Origin of the sequence: Pseudomonas sp. NPDC088414 (assembly GCF_044753325.1) — a bacterium.
Lineage (GTDB): Bacteria > Pseudomonadota > Gammaproteobacteria > Pseudomonadales > Pseudomonadaceae > Aquipseudomonas.
On record NZ_JBIVMY010000008.1, the window covers coordinates 34,505 to 51,003 of the forward strand.

Annotated in this window: 13 protein-coding genes; 5 read left to right on the forward strand and 8 right to left on the reverse strand. The window is 60.6% G+C overall.

The features are described from left to right. Window positions 1-18: 18 nt before the first annotated feature. The 4 genes from ACIP8I_RS10340 to ACIP8I_RS10355 all read right to left on the reverse strand — a co-directional run bounded on the left by ACIP8I_RS10340 (window position 19) and on the right by ACIP8I_RS10355 (window position 4,224). Window positions 19-999, reverse strand: a complete 981-nt coding sequence (locus tag ACIP8I_RS10340) for a sulfonate ABC transporter substrate-binding protein (RefSeq protein WP_400760766.1) — start codon at window positions 997-999, stop codon at window positions 19-21. Between the two features lie 90 nt (window positions 1,000-1,089). Continuing rightward, a complete protein-coding gene (gene ssuE, locus ACIP8I_RS10345) occupies window positions 1,090-1,683 on the reverse strand; it encodes an NADPH-dependent FMN reductase (RefSeq protein WP_108590094.1) in 594 nt (197 codons plus the stop codon). Between the two features lie 281 nt (window positions 1,684-1,964). Further along, entirely contained in the window at window positions 1,965-2,603 is a 639-nt protein-coding gene (locus ACIP8I_RS10350) for a peroxiredoxin (RefSeq protein WP_202369124.1), read from the reverse strand. A gap of 295 nt (window positions 2,604-2,898) precedes the next feature. Next, the gene (locus ACIP8I_RS10355; RefSeq protein ID WP_367086127.1) at window positions 2,899-4,224 is read right to left on the reverse strand and encodes an OprD family porin; all 1,326 of its coding nucleotides are present in this window, start codon (window positions 4,222-4,224) and stop codon (window positions 2,899-2,901) included. 364 nt (window positions 4,225-4,588) lie between these two features. On the opposite strand from ACIP8I_RS10355, the gene tauA reads away from it, so the two are divergent. Further along, window positions 4,589-5,584 (forward strand): taurine ABC transporter substrate-binding protein, encoded by a 996-nt coding sequence (gene tauA, locus ACIP8I_RS10360; protein WP_400760770.1) that lies wholly within the window; start codon window positions 4,589-4,591, stop codon window positions 5,582-5,584. Window positions 5,585-5,708: 124 nt separating this feature from the next. Here the strand turns inward: tauA and argA are convergent, their stop codons facing one another. Then, complete coding sequence (gene argA / locus ACIP8I_RS10365) at window positions 5,709-7,007, reverse strand: amino-acid N-acetyltransferase (protein ID WP_400760772.1); 1,299 nt, start codon at window positions 7,005-7,007, stop codon at window positions 5,709-5,711. 267 nt (window positions 7,008-7,274) lie between these two features. Beyond that, window positions 7,275-8,429 carry an acetylornithine deacetylase gene (gene argE / locus ACIP8I_RS10370; RefSeq protein ID WP_400760774.1) on the reverse strand — a complete coding sequence of 385 codons (1,155 nt, stop codon included), beginning with the start codon at window positions 8,427-8,429 and terminating at the stop codon, window positions 7,275-7,277. 156 nt (window positions 8,430-8,585) lie between these two features. Here argE and ACIP8I_RS10375 point away from each other — a divergent pair, with 156 nt between their 5' ends. Further along, the gene (locus ACIP8I_RS10375; protein ID WP_027610504.1) at window positions 8,586-9,956 is read left to right on the forward strand and encodes an inorganic triphosphatase; all 1,371 of its coding nucleotides are present in this window, start codon (window positions 8,586-8,588) and stop codon (window positions 9,954-9,956) included. Between the two features lie 141 nt (window positions 9,957-10,097). On the opposite strand, the gene ACIP8I_RS10380 is transcribed toward ACIP8I_RS10375, so the two are convergent. Then, entirely contained in the window at window positions 10,098-10,562 is a 465-nt protein-coding gene (locus ACIP8I_RS10380; RefSeq protein WP_027610503.1) for an Lrp/AsnC family transcriptional regulator, read from the reverse strand. 126 nt (window positions 10,563-10,688) lie between these two features. Here ACIP8I_RS10380 and ACIP8I_RS10385 point away from each other — a divergent pair, with 126 nt between their 5' ends. From ACIP8I_RS10385 to ACIP8I_RS10395, 3 genes are all read left to right on the forward strand, one after another. Beyond that, window positions 10,689-11,027: a hypothetical protein gene (locus tag ACIP8I_RS10385; protein ID WP_367086131.1), complete on the forward strand. Its 339-nt coding sequence runs from the start codon at window positions 10,689-10,691 to the stop codon at window positions 11,025-11,027. Between the two features lie 90 nt (window positions 11,028-11,117). Further along, window positions 11,118-12,902: a GspE/PulE family protein gene (locus tag ACIP8I_RS10390; RefSeq protein WP_400760777.1), complete on the forward strand. Its 1,785-nt coding sequence runs from the start codon at window positions 11,118-11,120 to the stop codon at window positions 12,900-12,902. A 67-nt stretch (window positions 12,903-12,969) separates the two neighbouring features. After that, complete coding sequence (locus ACIP8I_RS10395) at window positions 12,970-13,290, forward strand: DUF2388 domain-containing protein (RefSeq protein ID WP_169843014.1); 321 nt, start codon at window positions 12,970-12,972, stop codon at window positions 13,288-13,290. 188 nt (window positions 13,291-13,478) lie between these two features. Here the strand turns inward: ACIP8I_RS10395 and gcvP are convergent, their stop codons facing one another. Continuing rightward, window positions 13,479-16,352 (reverse strand): aminomethyl-transferring glycine dehydrogenase, encoded by a 2,874-nt coding sequence (gene gcvP, locus ACIP8I_RS10400; protein WP_400760778.1) that lies wholly within the window; start codon window positions 16,350-16,352, stop codon window positions 13,479-13,481. Window positions 16,353-16,499: the final 147 nt, after the last annotated feature.

A 16,499-nucleotide genomic window follows, 5' to 3' on the forward strand; every position in this document is an offset into this window, starting at 1 on the left:
TCTCCTTGGGGATTCGATTTACTGGGTTTGGGTAACCGAGCTTTGGGCCACAGCGGCCGGAGGCGTCCAGATCACATCCTTGATGCTCAACGGCTTGGGAATCAGCTTGAGCTGGTAGAAGGTGTCGGCGATTTTCTGTTGTGCGGCGACAACTTCCGGGGTCAGGAACAGCGCACCGTAGCCCTGGCGTTTCACCGAGGTCAGAGTGATGTCCGCCGGCAGGCCGAGCAGTGGCGCGACCTGTTGGGTCACGTCTTGAGGATTGGCTTTGGACCACTCACCGACAGCGCGCACTTCTTCGACGAGGGTCTTGATCACCTCGGGATTTTTCTGCGCGTAAGGTTTGGTCGCCAGGTAGAACTGGTGGTTGTCGACGATGCCTTTGCCGTCACGCAGGGTGTGCGCTTGCAGCTGTTGCTCGGCAGCGGCCTGGTACGGATCCCAGATCACCCAGGCATCGACGCTGCCACGCTCGAACGCGGCGCGGGCATCGGCCGGCGGCAGGAATACGGTCTGGATGTCGGAGTATTTGAGGCCGGCGTCTTCCAGTGCGCGTACCAGCAGGTAGTGCACGTTGGAGCCTTTGTTCAGGGCGACTTTCTTGCCCTTGAGATCGGCGACCGATTTGATCGGCGAGTCTTTCGGCACGAGGATCGCTTCGCTGTTCGGCGCTGGCGGTTCGTAGGCGACGTAGAGCAGATCAGCGCCCGCCGCTTGGGCAAACACTGGCGGAGTCTCACCGGTCACGCCGAAGTCGATCGAGCCGACGTTCAGGCCCTCGAGCAGTTGCGGGCCGCCGGGGAATTCAGTCCATTGCACGTCCACGCCTTGCGCGGCCAGACGCTTTTCCAGAGTGCCTTTGGCTTTGAGCAGCACCAGCGTGCCGTATTTTTGATAACCGATCCGTAGAGTCTCGGCCTGAGCTTGAGTGATGGCGCCGAAGGACACAGCCGCAGCAAACAGAGCGACCAGACCACGACGCAAAAATACAGTGCGCATAGCGCTCTCCTTTTTTGCTGTTGGGTTGTGGCTGCACCTGCTTGGCCGTTGACGGCTGAGTAAGGTGAGTACTTCAAATTCCGGTGAGGCTTAAATGCTCCAGCGAGCACTCAACAAACGTTCATTCAACAGCCCCGGCTCCAGCGGTTTTGGCCGGCGGGCCATGGCGCTGACAAACTGATCCAGCGCTTCATGCAGACGCTGCTCCAGCGCCGGCGCCAGTTGCGCCGCGGCACTGCCTTCGCCGTAAGCGATCTGGCTGTCCTCGGCGAAAATGCCTTGCAGCATCTCCTGGGCTTTCAATGCCGACAGCACCGGTTTGAGCGCGTAATCGACCACCAACATGTGGGCGATGCTGCCACCCGTGGCCATCGGCAAAACGATCTTGTGGTTCAAGGCGCGTTCGGGCAGCAGATCGAGCACTGTCTTCAGCGCCCCGGAAAACGACGCCTTGTACACCGGCGTGGCGATCAGCAGACCGTCGGCGTTTTCAATCTGCGCCAGCAGGTCAAGCACTTTCGGGCTGTCGAAGCGGGCATGCAGCAGGTCTTCGGCCGGGAAGTCCCGTACCTGGTAACTCACCACTTCCACCCCCTGCTCCTGCAACCAGCGTTGCGAGCGCTCGAGCAACACTCCTGAGCGGGAGCGTTGGCTGGGACTGCCACCGAGTGAGACGACCAGCATTCAGACAATTCCTTGCGCGTTACAGGCGATTCGCGGGTTGCGATCTCGCGTCGATGGAGTGACCTTACCAGCTGATTTATATATCCATAAATCATATTTATTCATTTGGTTATTCGTTTAAGAGATATGCGATCTGCTGTGTTCCGGGCAAAAAAACAGGCCGTTAAAACGGCCTGAAATCCCCTGCTATTGGGATGCATCAAAAGATCGCAGCCTTCGGCAGCTCCTACATGGATCGACTAACTCCTGTAGGAGCTGCCGCAGGCTGCGATCTTTTGATTTTAACGATTCGGCTGCGGCGTCAGGCGCAGGTATGGCTTCACCGCGCGATAGCCTTTCGGGAAGCGCCGCTTGATCTCTTCCTCGTCCTTGAGCGACGGCACGATCACCACCTCTTCGCCATCCTGCCAGTTGGCCGGAGTGGCCACCTTGTAGTTGTCGGTGAGCTGCAGCGAATCGATCACCCGCAAAATCTCGTGGAAGTTGCGCCCGGTGCTCGCCGGGTAGGTGATGGTCAGGCGGATCTTCTTGTTCGGATCGATCACGAACAGCGAGCGCACGGTCAGGGTGTCGTTGGCGTTCGGATGGATCAGGTCATAGAGGTCGGAAACCTTGCGATCGGCGTCGGCCAGGATCGGAAAGTTAACGATGGTGTTCTGGGTTTCGTTGATGTCCTCGATCCACTTGTGGTGCGAGTCCACCGGGTCGACCGACAGTGCGATGGCTTTCACGCCACGCTTGGCGAACTCATCCTTGAGCTTGGCGGTAAAGCCCAGCTCGGTGGTGCACACTGGGGTGAAGTCGGCCGGGTGAGAGAACAGCACGCCCCAACTATCGCCCAGCCACTCGTGGAAACGAATCTTGCCGGCGCTGGAATCCTGTTCGAAGTCGGGGGCGATGTCGCCGAGTCTGAGGCTCATGGTGCTGCTCCTGATGAGTTGTTGGAGAACTCAACTGTAGCTCGGGATTTGCCATCATGAAAAAGAATAAATAACGAGATATCTAGTACTTAAAGGAATATTAAACATCGTTCACTGGACGCTCGCCGGCATCGCGACGAACATCGCCCTCAAGGTTCGAGAAGGCCTTGAGTAGCTGCAAAAGAGGGGAATTCCGGGACAGGCTTACGGGGGTGAGTCTGACCCGGAAATGCAAAAGCCCCGTCCGGCACGGTGCCGGACGGGGCTTTTTTACATCAACCGCTTGAACGCGCTATTACAGCAGCGGGATCGAGTAGCTGACGATCAGGCGGTTTTCGTCCTGGGAACGGGTGTTCGCCAGATCGGTACGCCACATCGCGTTTTTCCAGGCAACGCCGAGGTTTTTCAGCGGGCCTTCCGGAATCACGTAACCGATGGTCAGGTCACGTTCCCACTCGGTTTTTTCGCCCAGCGGGGTGTCGATGTTGTTGCCACGCAGATAGATCAGGTTGGCGGTCAGGCCAGGAACGCCGATCTTGGCGAAATCGTAGCCGTAGCGAGCCTGCCAGGTACGCTCGCCAGCACGGGCGAACTTCTGGATCTGCATGTCGGTGATGGTGCTGTTGGACGAGCCGTCACCCTGGTTCAGCCAAGGGAAGTCGCTGTCGCCTTTGGTGTACTGGTAGCCAGCACCGAAGGTGTGACCTTCAACCGAGTACAGTGCCAGGTAGCTGTACAGATCGTTGTCGACTTTGCCCTTGGTGGTAGTGCCACCGTAGTAACCGCTGGTGTAGTAGGCAGCGGTATCGCCGTTGGCACCGTTGTCACGGCTGCGGTAGTAACGCAGGTCGCTTTTCAGCACGCCCGGGCCGATTGCCCAGTTGTGTACCAGACCCAGGAAGTTCTGCGAGTAGAAGTCCTTCAGCTCGCCGTAGTAGTACGAAGCGGTCAGGTCTTTGTTGATCTTGTAGTCAGCGCCACCGTAGTAGAACTTGTTGCTGAACACGCCTTTGTCGTAGTTCGAACCTGCGTTCGCACCGGCAATCGACATGTTCTCGTTGTTGCTGGAGTTACGACCTTTCACGGCCTCAACCTGACCGGCAGTCAGGGTCAGGTCCTTGAACTCGTTCGAGGTGATCGCTTCGCCCTGGAAGGTTTGCGGCAGCAGACGACCGTCGTTGTACTTGATGACCGGGTTGTTCGGCATCAGGGTACCGACCTTCAGCTCTGTCTGGGAGATCTTGACCTTGCCGGTCACGCCCAGGCTGGCGAAGTCATTCACAGCGCGATTGCCGTCGCTTGGGAACACAGTGCCACCCGACGACGTACCGGCGGCGTTGCCGCTCTTGGCCGGGCTGGAATCCAGACGCACGCCGTACAGGCCGATCGCGTCAACACCGAACTGCACGGTGCCTTGGGTGTAACCCGAGATGAAACGCAGATCGAAGCCTTGGCCCCACTCTTCGTTCTTGTTCGGGCCAGTGCCGTCACGGTTGTCGGTGTTGATGTAGAAGTTGCGCAGGCCCAGAGTGGCCTTGCTGTCTTCGATGAAACCGGCGGCGCCTGCCTGCTGCGCCAAAACCCCTACGGCCACAGCCAGGGCCAAGGTGGACTTGTTCATGTAAAGCTCCTCTCGTTTCTAATTCTTGTGTTCCTGGTCCGGGGTCTGATGCCCTGGATCCTAAGATGCGCGATTAGCGCCAGACCGTGACTGACAAGTCAATCGTAACCTTGTGTGTCTACGACCAAGGTCTAATCGCAGTGATTTGGTCCGTGCAGAGTAAAGATTTCCTGATAAACCCAAAAAGAATTTATTCATTCTTTTTCATATCATTCGGGAATATGGCCACTATCTCGCCATCTTCGCCCGGATACAACGTATCGGCGACTAAGCTCATTCCTAAATGGTATTTGTTAGCCTTTTTTTATATCGATTAGCTTTGGCGCAACCCCAATTCGTCAAACCCTATCGAAAAGGCGACGCCATGATGGCTAAACGCGCACTATCTAGTCAATTTGTTACAGTTTGTGTGTCGGCGCTGGTTTGTTTTTCCGCGCAGGCTGCCAACCTCACCATCGGTTATCAAACCGGGATCGACCCCAGCAAAGTCCCCCAGGCCGACGGCACTTACGAAACAACCATCGGCCAAAAGATCGACTGGCGACGCTTTAATAGTGGCCCGGAAGTTGTGACAGCCATTGCCTCCGGCGATGTGCAGATCGGCAACCTCGGCTCCAGCCCGTTGGCAGCGGCCGCTTCGCGCAATCTGCCGATCGTCGCCTTCATTGTTTCGGCGCAGATCAATGCCGCCGAAGCCTTGGTGGTGCGCAATGGCAGCGGAATCAATACCCCCCAGGATCTGGTCGGCAAGACCATCGCCACGCCCTTCGTTTCCACGTCCCATTACAGCCTGCTCGGCGCACTCAAGCACTGGGGCCTGGACACCTCGAAAGTCAAAGTGGTGAACCTGCAACCGGCGGAAATCGCCGCAGCCTGGAAGCGTGGGGATATCGATGGCGCATTTGTCTGGTCACCTGCACTGGGTGAAATCCGCAAGACCGGCAAGACCCTGACCGATGCTGCACAAGTCGGCCAATGGGGCGCCCCGACGTTCGAAGTCTGGGTCGCACGCAAGGACTACGCCGAGAAGCATCCTGAGGTGGTGGCCAAGTTTGCCAAGGTCACTCTAGACGCGTTTGCCGATTACGCCAGCCATAAAGACAGCTGGACAGCGGACTCGGCGCCAGTGCAGAAAATCGCAAAACTGACGGGTGCCAATGCGGCCGACGTGCCGGAATTGCTCGCAGGTTCCGCGTTCCCTGATGCCAAGGCGCAGCAATCAACTGCACTGCTGGACGGCGGTACGGCGAAGGCGATTGGTGAGACGGCGAAGTTTTTGAAGGAACAAGGCAAGGTCGAGACGGTGCTGCCGGACTACTCGCCGTACGTCAGTGCGAAGTTTGTAACCGAAAACAATTGAATAGGTGGCGAGGGGATTCATCCCCGATGGAATGCGCAGCAGTCCCCTGCTTTTGCTGAAGCGGGGGCCGCTGCGCGGCCCATCGGGAATGAATCCCCTCGCCACAAAAGTCCTTCGGTAATCTTCAGAGGGTCTTTTCGAAGATCTTCGAGTTACGCTGATAGTTGTACAGCGAGGCCCGCGCCGCCGGCAGGCGCTCGACGCTGCTAGGTTCGAACCCGCGCTCGCGGAACCAGTGCGCGGTACGGGTGGTAAGAACGAACAGAGTCTTCAACCCTTGCGCCCGGGCACGGGTCTCGATGCGCTCCAGCAGCTCATCGCCGCGACCACCGTGACGGTACTCCGGATTCACCGCCAGGCACGCCAGTTCACCAGCGTCCGAATCGGCAATCTGGTACAGCGCCGCACAGGCGATGATCATGCCTTCACGCTCGACCACGCTGAACTGTTCGATCTCGCGCTCCAGCACTTCACGCGAACGACGTACCAGAATCCCCTGCTCTTCCAGCGGACTGATCAAATCGAGCAAACCACCGACGTCTTCAATCGCCGCCTCGCGCACCAGCTCGAATTGCTCCTGAGCGACCAGCGTACCGCCACCGTCGCGGGTGAACAGTTCGGTCAGCAGCGCGCCGTCTTCGGCGTAGCTGACGATATGGCTGCGCGCCACGCCGCCACGGCAAGCCTCGGCAGCAGCATCCAGCAGTTCCGCCTGATAGTTGTTGCCCAGACGCGCCAAATGCGCAGGCACCTGTTGCGGACGCAGTTCGCGCACCAGTTTGCCGTTCTCGTCGATCAGACCGAGGTCGGCGCCGAACAGCAGCAGCTTGTCGGCATCGAGGTCGATGGCGGCGCGGGTGGCGACGTCTTCGCAGGCGAGGTTGAAGATTTCCCCGGTCGGCGAGTAGCCCAGCGGCGACAGCAACACGATCGAACGCTCGTCGAGCAGACGATTGATGCCTTTGCGATCGACCCGGCGCACTTCACCGGTGTGGTGATAGTCGACACCTTCAAGCACGCCGATCGGCCGCGCGGTCACCAGGTTGCCGCTGGCCACCCGCAAGCGCGAGCCCTGCATCGGCGACGAGGCCATGTCCATCGACAGCCGCGCTTCGATAGCGATACGCAACTGACCGACCGCGTCGATCACGCACTCCAGGGTCGCCGCATCGGTGATGCGCATGCCGTGGTGGTAGTGCGGGGTCAGGCCGCGCGCAGCGAGGCGGGTTTCAATCTGCGGGCGCGAACCGTGGACCAGCACCAGGCGCACGCCGAGGCTGTGCAACAGCACGAGGTCGTGGACGATGTTGCCGAAGTTCGGATGCTCCACGCCGTCGCCGGGCAGCATGACGACGAAGGTGCAGTCGCGGTGGGCATTGATGTAAGGGGACGCATGACGAAGCCAATTGACGTATTCGGGCATGAACCTGGGCCTGTAATAAATAGCAGCCGAAAAAAGGGCGAAACGGAAAACGCACAGCGGGCTGATGGTTATCGTCGGAACAGGCTTGGCGACACGCGCGCTCTCCTCATGAATACGGGTTGGGGTGCTGGCAATTTACAGCGTTTGGTCTGACAAAACACCGTCCCCCCTGTGGGAGCGGGCTTGCTCGCGAAAGCGGTGAGTCAGTCGACATCGATGTACCTGATACACCGCTTTCGCGAGCAAGCCCGCTCCCACAGGTGGACATCATCGTTTGTCCGGGTTCAGGCAGTAATGTTCAATCAACTGCCGCAATAGCTGCACGGTAGGCTGCAAACGTGACATATCAAGGTATTCGCCGGGCTGGTGTGCACAGGCGATGTCGCCGGGGCCGAGCACGATGGTTTCGCAGCCAAGGCGCTGAAGATAAGGCGCTTCGGTGCCGAACGCTACTGCTTCGGCACTGTGGCCGGTGAGCTTTTCAGCAATGCGCACCAATTCGGCGTCTTCGGCCTGCTCGAATGGCGGCACTTCCGGGAACAACGGCTGGTAGTCGATCTTCACCTGATGACGTTCCGCAACCGGGTTGAGCTTGCGCAGGATTTCCGCACGCAGGACTTGCGGGTCCATGCCCGGCAGTGGGCGCAGGTCGAACTCCAGCGAACACTGGCCGCAGATGCGATTCGGATTATCGCCGCCATGAATACAGCCGAAGTTCATGGTCGGCTGTGGAACGCTGAACTGCGGGTTGTTGAATTCACGCTGCCATAGCAGACGCAAACCGCGCAGCTCGCCAATGGCATCGTGCATCGCTTCGAGGGCGCTGTGGCCCAGGCGCGGATCCGACGAATGGCCGCTCTGCCCGAGGATATCGATGCGCTCCATCATGATGCCCTTGTGCATGCGGATCGGTTTGAGCCCGGTCGGCTCGCCGATCACCGCCGCACGGCCCAGTGGCTTGCCGGCCTCGGCCAGCGCCCGGGCACCGGACATCGAGCTCTCTTCATCACAGGTGGCGAGGATCAGCAGCGGTTGCTTGAACGGCTGGTCGAGCAGCGGCTGCACGGCCTCGATGATCAGCGCGAAAAAACCCTTCATATCGCAACTGCCCAGCCCGACCCAGCGGCCATCGACCTCGGTGAGTTTCAGCGGATCGGTCTGCCACAGCGCATCGTCATAAGGCACGGTATCGCTGTGCCCGGCCAGCACCAGGCCGCCGGGCCCGCTGCCAAAACTGGCGAGCAGGTTGAATTTGCCGGGGCTGACCTGCTGGATATCGCAGCTGAAGCCCAGATCACCCAGCCAACCGGCAAGCAAATCGATCACCGCCCGATTGGACTGATCCAGGCTCGGTTGGGTGCAACTGACCGACGGTGCGGCGATCAGTGCAGCGAACTGGTCTTGCATGGATGGCAAAGGCATCGCTGACTCCAACTCCCGATTTGAAGTCCATCATAGAGCCATCCGGCGCTCGGAATAAACCGCCGCAGGGCGTAGGAAGTTTGAGTCCTGTACACTGCACGGCCTTGGCAGCCACACATTCCCCCGGCTGCACTCCCGATCCTGGATTTTCCGGCCATGCAGAAAGAAACCGAAATCAAACTCCGCGTCAGCCGCGAAACCCTCGCTGCCCTGCGCGAGCACCCGCTCCTGAAAAAACGCAACAAAAATGGCTGGGAACGCCGTGAGTTGATGAACCAGTACTTCGATACCCCCGAGCGCGATCTGGCTCAGGCCAAAGTCGCCCTGCGTCTGCGCAAGGACGGTGACGAAGTGATTCAGACCCTCAAGACCCGCGGCCAGAGCGTGGCCGGTCTGTCCGAGCGTAATGAGTACGACTGGAAATTGCCCAAAGCCAAGCTCGACGTGAAGAAACTCGACGGCGAATGCTGGCCCGAGGCGCTGGCCGAGCTGGACAAGAAAACCCTGAAGCCGATCTTCACCACCGATTTCGTCCGCGAGCGCGCGGAAATCGCCTGGGGCCGCGGCAAGGCCAAAGTGGTGATCGAAGCCGCGCTGGACCTCGGTCACGTGGTGGTCGGCAAACAGAAAGAAGAAATCTGCGAGCTGGAACTGGAACTGCGCGAAGGTGAGCCTGCCGCGTTGCTGGAACTGGCCGCCGAACTGGCCGAAACCCTGGCCCTGATGCCGTGCGACATCAGCAAGGCCGAACGCGGCTACCGTCTGTACGACGCCAACAGCTACTCGCTGAGCCTGCCCGCGCCGCAACTGACCCCGGAAACCCAACTCGACGACGCCTTCGCCGCATTGGCCTGGCACTTGCTCGGCAGCAGCCAGCGTCTGGCCGAACAATATCGCTTCAACGGCCACTGGCGCCTGCTGCAGGACTGGGTCGAGAACCTCGCGGAAATGCGCGCCCTGCTCAGCAGCCTCGGCCAAGCCGCACCGCGTCCGGCGACTCACGACCTGCGCGTGGCGCTGGACGCATTGCTCGAAGACTGGCGCCCACTGGTTCAGGTCGGCATCGAAGACGAAGACGTACGCAAGGCGGCGCCGGAGCAATTCCTCGAAGAGCTGGAAGACCCGCGCTGGGGCCTGTTCTCGCTGACGGTTTCGCGCTGGCTGCTGGCCCGCACCTGGGCCGCCGAGCGCAACACCCGCGGCAATCGTCAGGGCGCCGCGCAACTGCACAGCTGGCTGCCGCGCATGCTCGGCGAAGAAGCCACGTCCCTGCAATTGCAGCGCTATCAGCAGCAGCCGGAAGATCTGGCCGAACAACTGCCGCGCATCGAACGCATCCAGGTCTGGCTGCACCACGCGCGTAACGTGCTGGAGATCGCGGAAATGGATCGCCTGTACGGCGAGCTGAACAAACTGGCGCAACTGGCCAACGAACCGACGATCACTGACGAACTGCTCGATGCACGCAAGCAGCAGGCGATTGCGGTTTATCAGAATCGTGCGTGGAAAATGCTGCTGCGTATGTGATGCTCAGCAACACCTGAAACCTGTGGCGAGGGAGCTTGCTCCCGCTGGAGGCCGAAGGACTCCCAATTCTGCAATTGCAGATTCTGGGGGCGCTTCGCAGCCCAGCGGGAGCAAGCTCCCTCGCCACAGAGGCCATCCGTGCTAGACCGGGAGGCTGGTGGTGGACTTGATCTCCGACAACGCCACAATCGAATTCACTTCCTGGATCCCCGGCACCAGCGACAGCTTCTCGAAAAAGAATCGCTCATACGCCTCGATGTCCGCCGCGACAATCCGCAACAGAAAATCCACCGCGCCCATCAACACATAACACTCCAGCACTTCCGGAAAACCGCGAATCGCCTCGGTGAATTCGGTGAAGTTCGAACGCCCGTGGGCGTTGAGTTTGATCTCGGCGAAGATCTGCGTGTTCAGGCCGATCTTCTTGCGATCAAGCAAGGTCACTTGCCCGCGAATGATCCCCTCCTCCTTCATCCGCTGAATCCGCCGCCAGCACGGCGATTGCGAAAGGCCCACTTGCTCGGCGATCTGCGCGCTGGACAGTGACGCGTCCTCTTGCAGCAAGGCGAGAATCCGCCGGTCGTAGCTGTCCAGTTCGCTATGCATAATCAATCCTCAAAATGATCATTTTGCGAATCGTTCTAGTCGAGCAATCCGCGAATCCGCTCATCTTAGACAAGAAATGCCCGACACCGAATGTAAAAATTCCTCCACTGACTCTGGAGACCGGACATGCCTCACCTCGAAGCCGTGAATACCCCTGCGCCCCGCGCCGATGTGTGGAACGTCAACAACGCGCACTGCTGCGCACGTTATCAGCTGCTTGCCGAGGCCGAGCCGGATCTGCTGGTGCGGGTGCTGAACCTGTTTGCGCTGCAATTTCTGACGCCGCAACAGGTCCACGTCGAGCGGCTCGACGATCTGCTGTCGATCGATATCACCATCGACGGACTGAGCTGGCATCGCGCCCAGGTGATTGCGGAAAAACTTCGTAACCTGATCAGCGTCTGCTCGGTGAACCTGCAAGACGCCGACACGGCGTGGTCTGCGCCGGCCCAGGCGTCCGGCTGACAAATCCGGCAACGGCTTTGTCGGGTAGTGGCCCAACGGTCGGCGGGGCCACGACTATCCTTTGCGCACAGTCGTTCAAAAGGAGCCCGCATGTCCGTTCAACTCGCCACTCAGGACCGCTGGCTGGATCTCAACGATGTGTTGCGTGAGCTGGTCGCCCAAGGCTTTATCAGCCAGGATTCGGCGGAGCAGGCGCTCAACGCCCGGCGGCGCCACGCGACCCACGGCCAGCAGCATCCACTGGAATTCATCGCCAGCCAGCAACTGGATGATCTCAGCCGACCGGGCAAACATCTGGATCTGGAAAGCCTGACCCTGTGGCTGGCGCAGCAGGCCGGCCAGCCGTACATGCGCATCGACCCGTTGAAGATCAACGTTGCGGCGATCACCCCGCTGATGTCCTACGCCTTTGCCCAACGGCACAAGATTCTTGCGGTAGCGGTCGACCGCGATGCGGTGGTGGTCGCCAGCGCCCAGCCCTACGTCACCGGTTGGGAGGCCGACCTGACCCATGTGCTGAAGCTGCCGATCAAACGGGTGGTCGCCAACCCGGTGGACATCCAGCGCTTCAGCGTCGAGTTCTTCCGCCTCGCCAAATCGGTGAGCGGCGCCAGCACTGCCGACGCGCAGAGCGGCAACCTCGGCAACTTCGAACAACTTCTCAACCTCGGCGCCAGCGATCAGGAGCCGGATGCCAACGACGCGCACATCGTCAACATCGTCGACTGGCTGTTTCAGTACGCCTTCCAGCAGCGCGCCAGCGATATCCACATCGAACCGCGCCGCGAACAGGGCACCGTGCGCTTTCGCATCGACGGCGTGCTGCACAACGTCTATCAATTCCCGCCGCAGGTAACCATGGCGATCGTCAGCCGCCTGAAAAGTCTCGGGCGGATGAACGTCGCCGAGAAGCGCAAACCCCAGGACGGCCGGGTCAAGACCAAAACCCCGGACGGCGGCGAGGTGGAGCTGCGGCTCTCAACGCTGCCCACCGCATTTGGCGAAAAAATGGTCATGCGGATTTTCGACCCGGAAGTGCTGCTCAAGGACTTCGACCAGCTTGGCTTTTCCGCCGACGACCTGCGCCGCTGGCAGGACATGACCCGCCAGCCCAACGGCATCATTCTGGTCACCGGGCCGACCGGTTCAGGCAAGACCACCACGCTGTACACCACGCTGAAGAAACTGGCGACGCCGGAGATCAACCTCTGCACCATCGAAGACCCGATCGAAATGGTCGAGCCGGCCTTCAACCAGATGCAGGTGCAGCACAACATCGATCTGAGCTTCGCCGCCGGCGTGCGTGCGCTGATGCGGCAAGACCCGGACATCATCATGATCGGCGAGATCCGCGACCTGGAAACCGCGGAAATGGCGATTCAGGCTGCACTCACCGGCCATCTGGTACTGTCGACCCTGCACACCAACGATGCCCCCAGCGCGATCAGTCGGCTATTGGAACTTGGCGTGCCGCACTATCTGATCAAAGCCACGGTGCTCGGGGTCATGGCCCAGCGTCTGGTGCGCACACTGTGCCCGCACTGCAAGGCGCCGCTGACGCTGGAAGAGGAAGACTGGCAAACCCTGACCCGCCCGTGGCAAGCGCCACTGCCCAGCAATGCGCAACGGGCCATCGGTTGTCTGGAGTGCCGCGACACCGGTTATCGCGGACGCGCCGGGGTCTACGAAATCATGCAGTTGAGTGACAGCCTCAAGGCGTTCATCACCCCGGACGCCGATCTCACCGCCATCCGCCGGCAAGCCTTCAAGGAGGGCATGCGCAGCCTGCGCCTGTCGGGTGCGCAAAAAGTTGCGGCGGGGCTGACCACCGTCGAAGAAGTGCTGCGGGTAACGCCGCAAAGCGAGCAGAAATAGGCGACTACGGAACCGGATCGGGGAAAACGCTATCCAACGCCGTAGTTAACCCCCCAGGAGTCACTCAATCATGCGTCTCAAACTTGCTGTCGCCACCCTTGCCCTGCTGTCCCTGCCCGTTGGTTCAGCGATGGCCGACAGCTTTTGGCGTAACGTCATTTCGTCCGGCGCCACCACCGGTTCGACCTACCTGACCTTCAAGGACCACAAGCTGATCGTTGCCGCGCAGGACGATGCCGGCAGCTTCGTCGCCAGCGATGGCGGCATCCGTGGGCCGTACCTGGAAGCAGCGATGCAGAAAGTCCGCGCCGACAACCCGGGCCTGCAGGCCACGGACATGGAATTGGCGAATGCGATTCTGGCGAAGAACGCAGTGGCATCCGAGTAATATTGCCGCCAACAAAAATGCCGCTCGATTGAGCGGCATTTTTTTGCCCGACTTTCTCTGTTCACTCCATAACCTCTGTAGGAGTGAGCCTGCTCGCGATGGCTGTACTCCAGACACTGCATTCGGCGACTGATGCACCGTTATCGCGAGCAGGCTCACTCCTACAATGAATCGGGGGTACAAGGAGATCAGCGGTAATCGTCCACCGGGACGCAGGCACAAAACAGATTGCGATCCCCATAGACGTTGTCCACCCGATTCACCGCCGGCCAATACTTGTGTGCCTTGGTGTGCGCATCCGGGGTGATGCCCTGCTCGATGCTGTAAGGCCGCTCCCAGACTCCGGTGACATCCGCCAGGGTATGCGGCGCACGCTTGAGCGGGTTGTCGCCCGCCGGCCAGTTGCCGTTCTGCACTTCGATGATTTCCGCGCGGATGCTCAGCATGGCGCCGATAAAGCGGTCGAGCTCGGCCTTGGATTCGCTCTCGGTCGGCTCGACCATCAACGTCCCTGGCACCGGGAAGGACATGGTCGGCGCATGAAAACCGTAATCCATCAGGCGCTTGGCGACATCCTCCTCGCTGATCCCGGTCTGCGCCTTCAACGGCCGCAGATCGAGAATGCATTCGTGGGCCACCCGCCCGTTACGCCCGGTGTACAGCACCGGGAATGCGCCGGATAAATGCTGCGCCAGATAATTCGCCGCGAGGATCGCCACTTCGCTGGCATCCGCCAGTTGCGGCCCCATCATCGCGATGTACATCCAGCTGATCGGCAAAATGCTCGCACTGCCCCACGGCGCCGCACTGACCGCGCCGTTCTGCGGCAACGGGCCGGCAATCGGCACCACGGGATGATTGGCGACGAACGGCGCCAGGTGCGCGCGAATACCGATCGGCCCCATGCCCGGCCCGCCACCGCCATGGGGGATGCAGAAAGTCTTGTGCAGGTTCATGTGCGACACGTCGGCGCCGATGTCCGCCGGCCGCGCCAGCCCGACCTGCGCATTGAGGTTGGCGCCGTCCATGTACACCTGCCCGCCGTGCTGGTGGATAACTTCGCAGATTTCGCTGATGCCCTCCTCGTACACACCATGGGTCGATGGATAGGTCGCCATCAGGCACGACAACTTGTCCCCCGCCTCGGCCGCCTTGGTTTTCAGATCGTCCAGATCGACGTTGCCGGCCTCGTCGCACTCGACGATCACTACGCGCATTCCGGCCATTTGCGCCGAGGCCGGGTTGGTGCCGTGGGCCGAGGACGGAATCAGGCAAATGTCCCGCCCGCCCTGCTGTCGGCTCTCGTGATATTTGCGAATCGCCAGCAGCCCGGCGTACTCGCCCTGAGCGCCGGAGTTGGGCTGCATGCAGATCGCATCGAACCCGGTAATCGCACACAACCAGCGCTCCAGTTCTTCGATCATCAAGGTGTAACCGACTGCCTGCTCCCGAGGCGCGAAAGGGTGCAGATTGGCGAACTGCGGCCAGGTGATGGGGATCATCTCGCTGGTGGCATTGAGTTTCATGGTGCAGGAGCCCAGCGGGATCATCGACTGGTTGAGCGCCAGGTCCTTGTTCTCCAGTTGCTTGAGGTAGCGCAGCATCTCGGTTTCGCTGTGATGCGCATTGAACACCGGGTGGCGCAGGTACGGCGTTTTGCGCTGGAGGGTGTCGGGGATGCCTGAAACCAGCGTTTCTGCATCGAGTTGTTCGACGTTCAAACCATGATCGGCACCGAGCAGCACATCGAAGAGCTTCGCCACCGTGCTTTCATCGCATGTCTCGTCGAGGCTCAGTCCCACTCGGCCACGGCCGAGAATCCGCAGGTTGATCTGCGCAGCCTTGGCGCTGTCGATGATCGCGCTCTGCGCGCCGCCAACCTCCAGCGTGAGGGTGTCGAAAAACTGCCCGTTAACCCGCTGGAGACCATGGCGTTCGAGACCCGCCGCCAGAATGCAGGTCAGCCGATGCACCCGCTGTGCTATCCGTTTCAAGCCTTGCGGCCCGTGATACACCGCATAGCAACTGGCGATGTTGGCCAGCAGCACCTGCGCGGTGCAGATGTTCGAATTGGCCTTCTCCCGGCGAATATGTTGCTCACGGGTTTGCAGGGCCATGCGCAACGCCACATTGCCACGAGCGTCTTTTGACACACCGATGATCCGCCCGGGAATCGCCCGTTTGTATTCCTCACGGCTGGCGAAAAACGCCGCGTGCGGGCCACCGTAGCCCATCGGTACGCCAAAGCGCTGGGACGAACCGAACACCACGTCCGCACCCAGTTCACCCGGCGGCGTCAGCAGCAACAGGCTCAGCAGATCCGCCGCCACACAGGCCAGCGCCTGCTGCGCGTGCAGTTGATCGATCACCGGACGCAGGTCGCGGATCTCGCCGTGCGTGTCGGGATACTGCAGCAACGCGCCGAATACCTGATGCTGGTTGAGGTTATCCACAGCGTCGATGATCACCTCGAAACCGAAGCCTTCGGCACGGGTCTGCACCACGGAAATGGTCTGCGGATGACAGTTCTCATCGACGAAGAACAGATTGCTCTTTGACTTCGCCACGCGTTTAGCCAGCGCCATGGCTTCAGCGGCAGCGGTGGCTTCGTCGAGCAACGAAGCATTGGCCAGTTCAAGCCCGGTGAGGTCGATGGTCAGTTGCTGGAAATTCAGCAGCGCTTCGAGACGGCCCTGGGCGATCTCCGGTTGATACGGGGTGTACGCGGTGTACCAGCCGGGATTTTCCAGCACGTTGCGCAGGATGACGGTCGGCGTCAGCGTGCCGTGGTAGCCCATGCCGATCAGGCTAGTCCACACCTGATTCTGCTCGGCATAACCGCGAAGTTTGGCCAGCGCCGCCTGCTCATCGAGGGCCGGCGGCAAGTCCAGCGCCCGATTCAGGCGAATGCCCGGCGGCACCGTCTGCTCGATCAGTTCGACCCGGCTGCCGAGGCCCAGGCTGTCGAGCATCGCCTGCTGTTCGGCGGCGTCGGGACCCAAATGGCGGCGCAGGAAGGCTTCGGGGTCGCGTAACTGGCTCAAGGATGGCAACTGGGACATGACGGGCTCTCTCTTGGCTGGCGCTCGGCGTCAATGCAACACGGTCAAACCAGCATAGCAGCCGATCCCGACGCGCACGGCTTGGCGGCAGAGGGGGTTCCGGGGCATGCTGTAGCGCCTGCATCAGGCGTCCAACCTTCGGATGAT

What these genes read in the sequence shown, in the direction of transcription:
- ACIP8I_RS10340 (WP_400760766.1), bottom strand. Translation starts at nt 999, where the DNA reads ATGCGCACTGTATTTTTGCGTCGTGGTCTGGTCGCTCTGTTTGCTGCG.
- ssuE (WP_108590094.1), bottom strand. Translation starts at nt 1,683, where the DNA reads ATGCTGGTCGTCTCACTCGGTGGCAGTCCCAGCCAACGCTCCCGCTCA.
- ACIP8I_RS10350 (WP_202369124.1), bottom strand. Translation starts at nt 2,603, where the DNA reads ATGAGCCTCAGACTCGGCGACATCGCCCCCGACTTCGAACAGGATTCC.
- ACIP8I_RS10355 (WP_367086127.1), bottom strand. Translation starts at nt 4,224, where the DNA reads ATGAACAAGTCCACCTTGGCCCTGGCTGTGGCCGTAGGGGTTTTGGCG.
- tauA (WP_400760770.1), top strand. Translation starts at nt 4,589, where the DNA reads ATGATGGCTAAACGCGCACTATCTAGTCAATTTGTTACAGTTTGTGTG.
- argA (WP_400760772.1), bottom strand. Translation starts at nt 7,007, where the DNA reads ATGCCCGAATACGTCAATTGGCTTCGTCATGCGTCCCCTTACATCAAT.
- argE (WP_400760774.1), bottom strand. Translation starts at nt 8,429, where the DNA reads ATGCCTTTGCCATCCATGCAAGACCAGTTCGCTGCACTGATCGCCGCA.
- ACIP8I_RS10375 (WP_027610504.1), top strand. Translation starts at nt 8,586, where the DNA reads ATGCAGAAAGAAACCGAAATCAAACTCCGCGTCAGCCGCGAAACCCTC.
- ACIP8I_RS10380 (WP_027610503.1), bottom strand. Translation starts at nt 10,562, where the DNA reads ATGCATAGCGAACTGGACAGCTACGACCGGCGGATTCTCGCCTTGCTG.
- ACIP8I_RS10385 (WP_367086131.1), top strand. Translation starts at nt 10,689, where the DNA reads ATGCCTCACCTCGAAGCCGTGAATACCCCTGCGCCCCGCGCCGATGTG.
- ACIP8I_RS10390 (WP_400760777.1), top strand. Translation starts at nt 11,118, where the DNA reads ATGTCCGTTCAACTCGCCACTCAGGACCGCTGGCTGGATCTCAACGAT.
- gcvP (WP_400760778.1), bottom strand. Translation starts at nt 16,352, where the DNA reads ATGTCCCAGTTGCCATCCTTGAGCCAGTTACGCGACCCCGAAGCCTTC.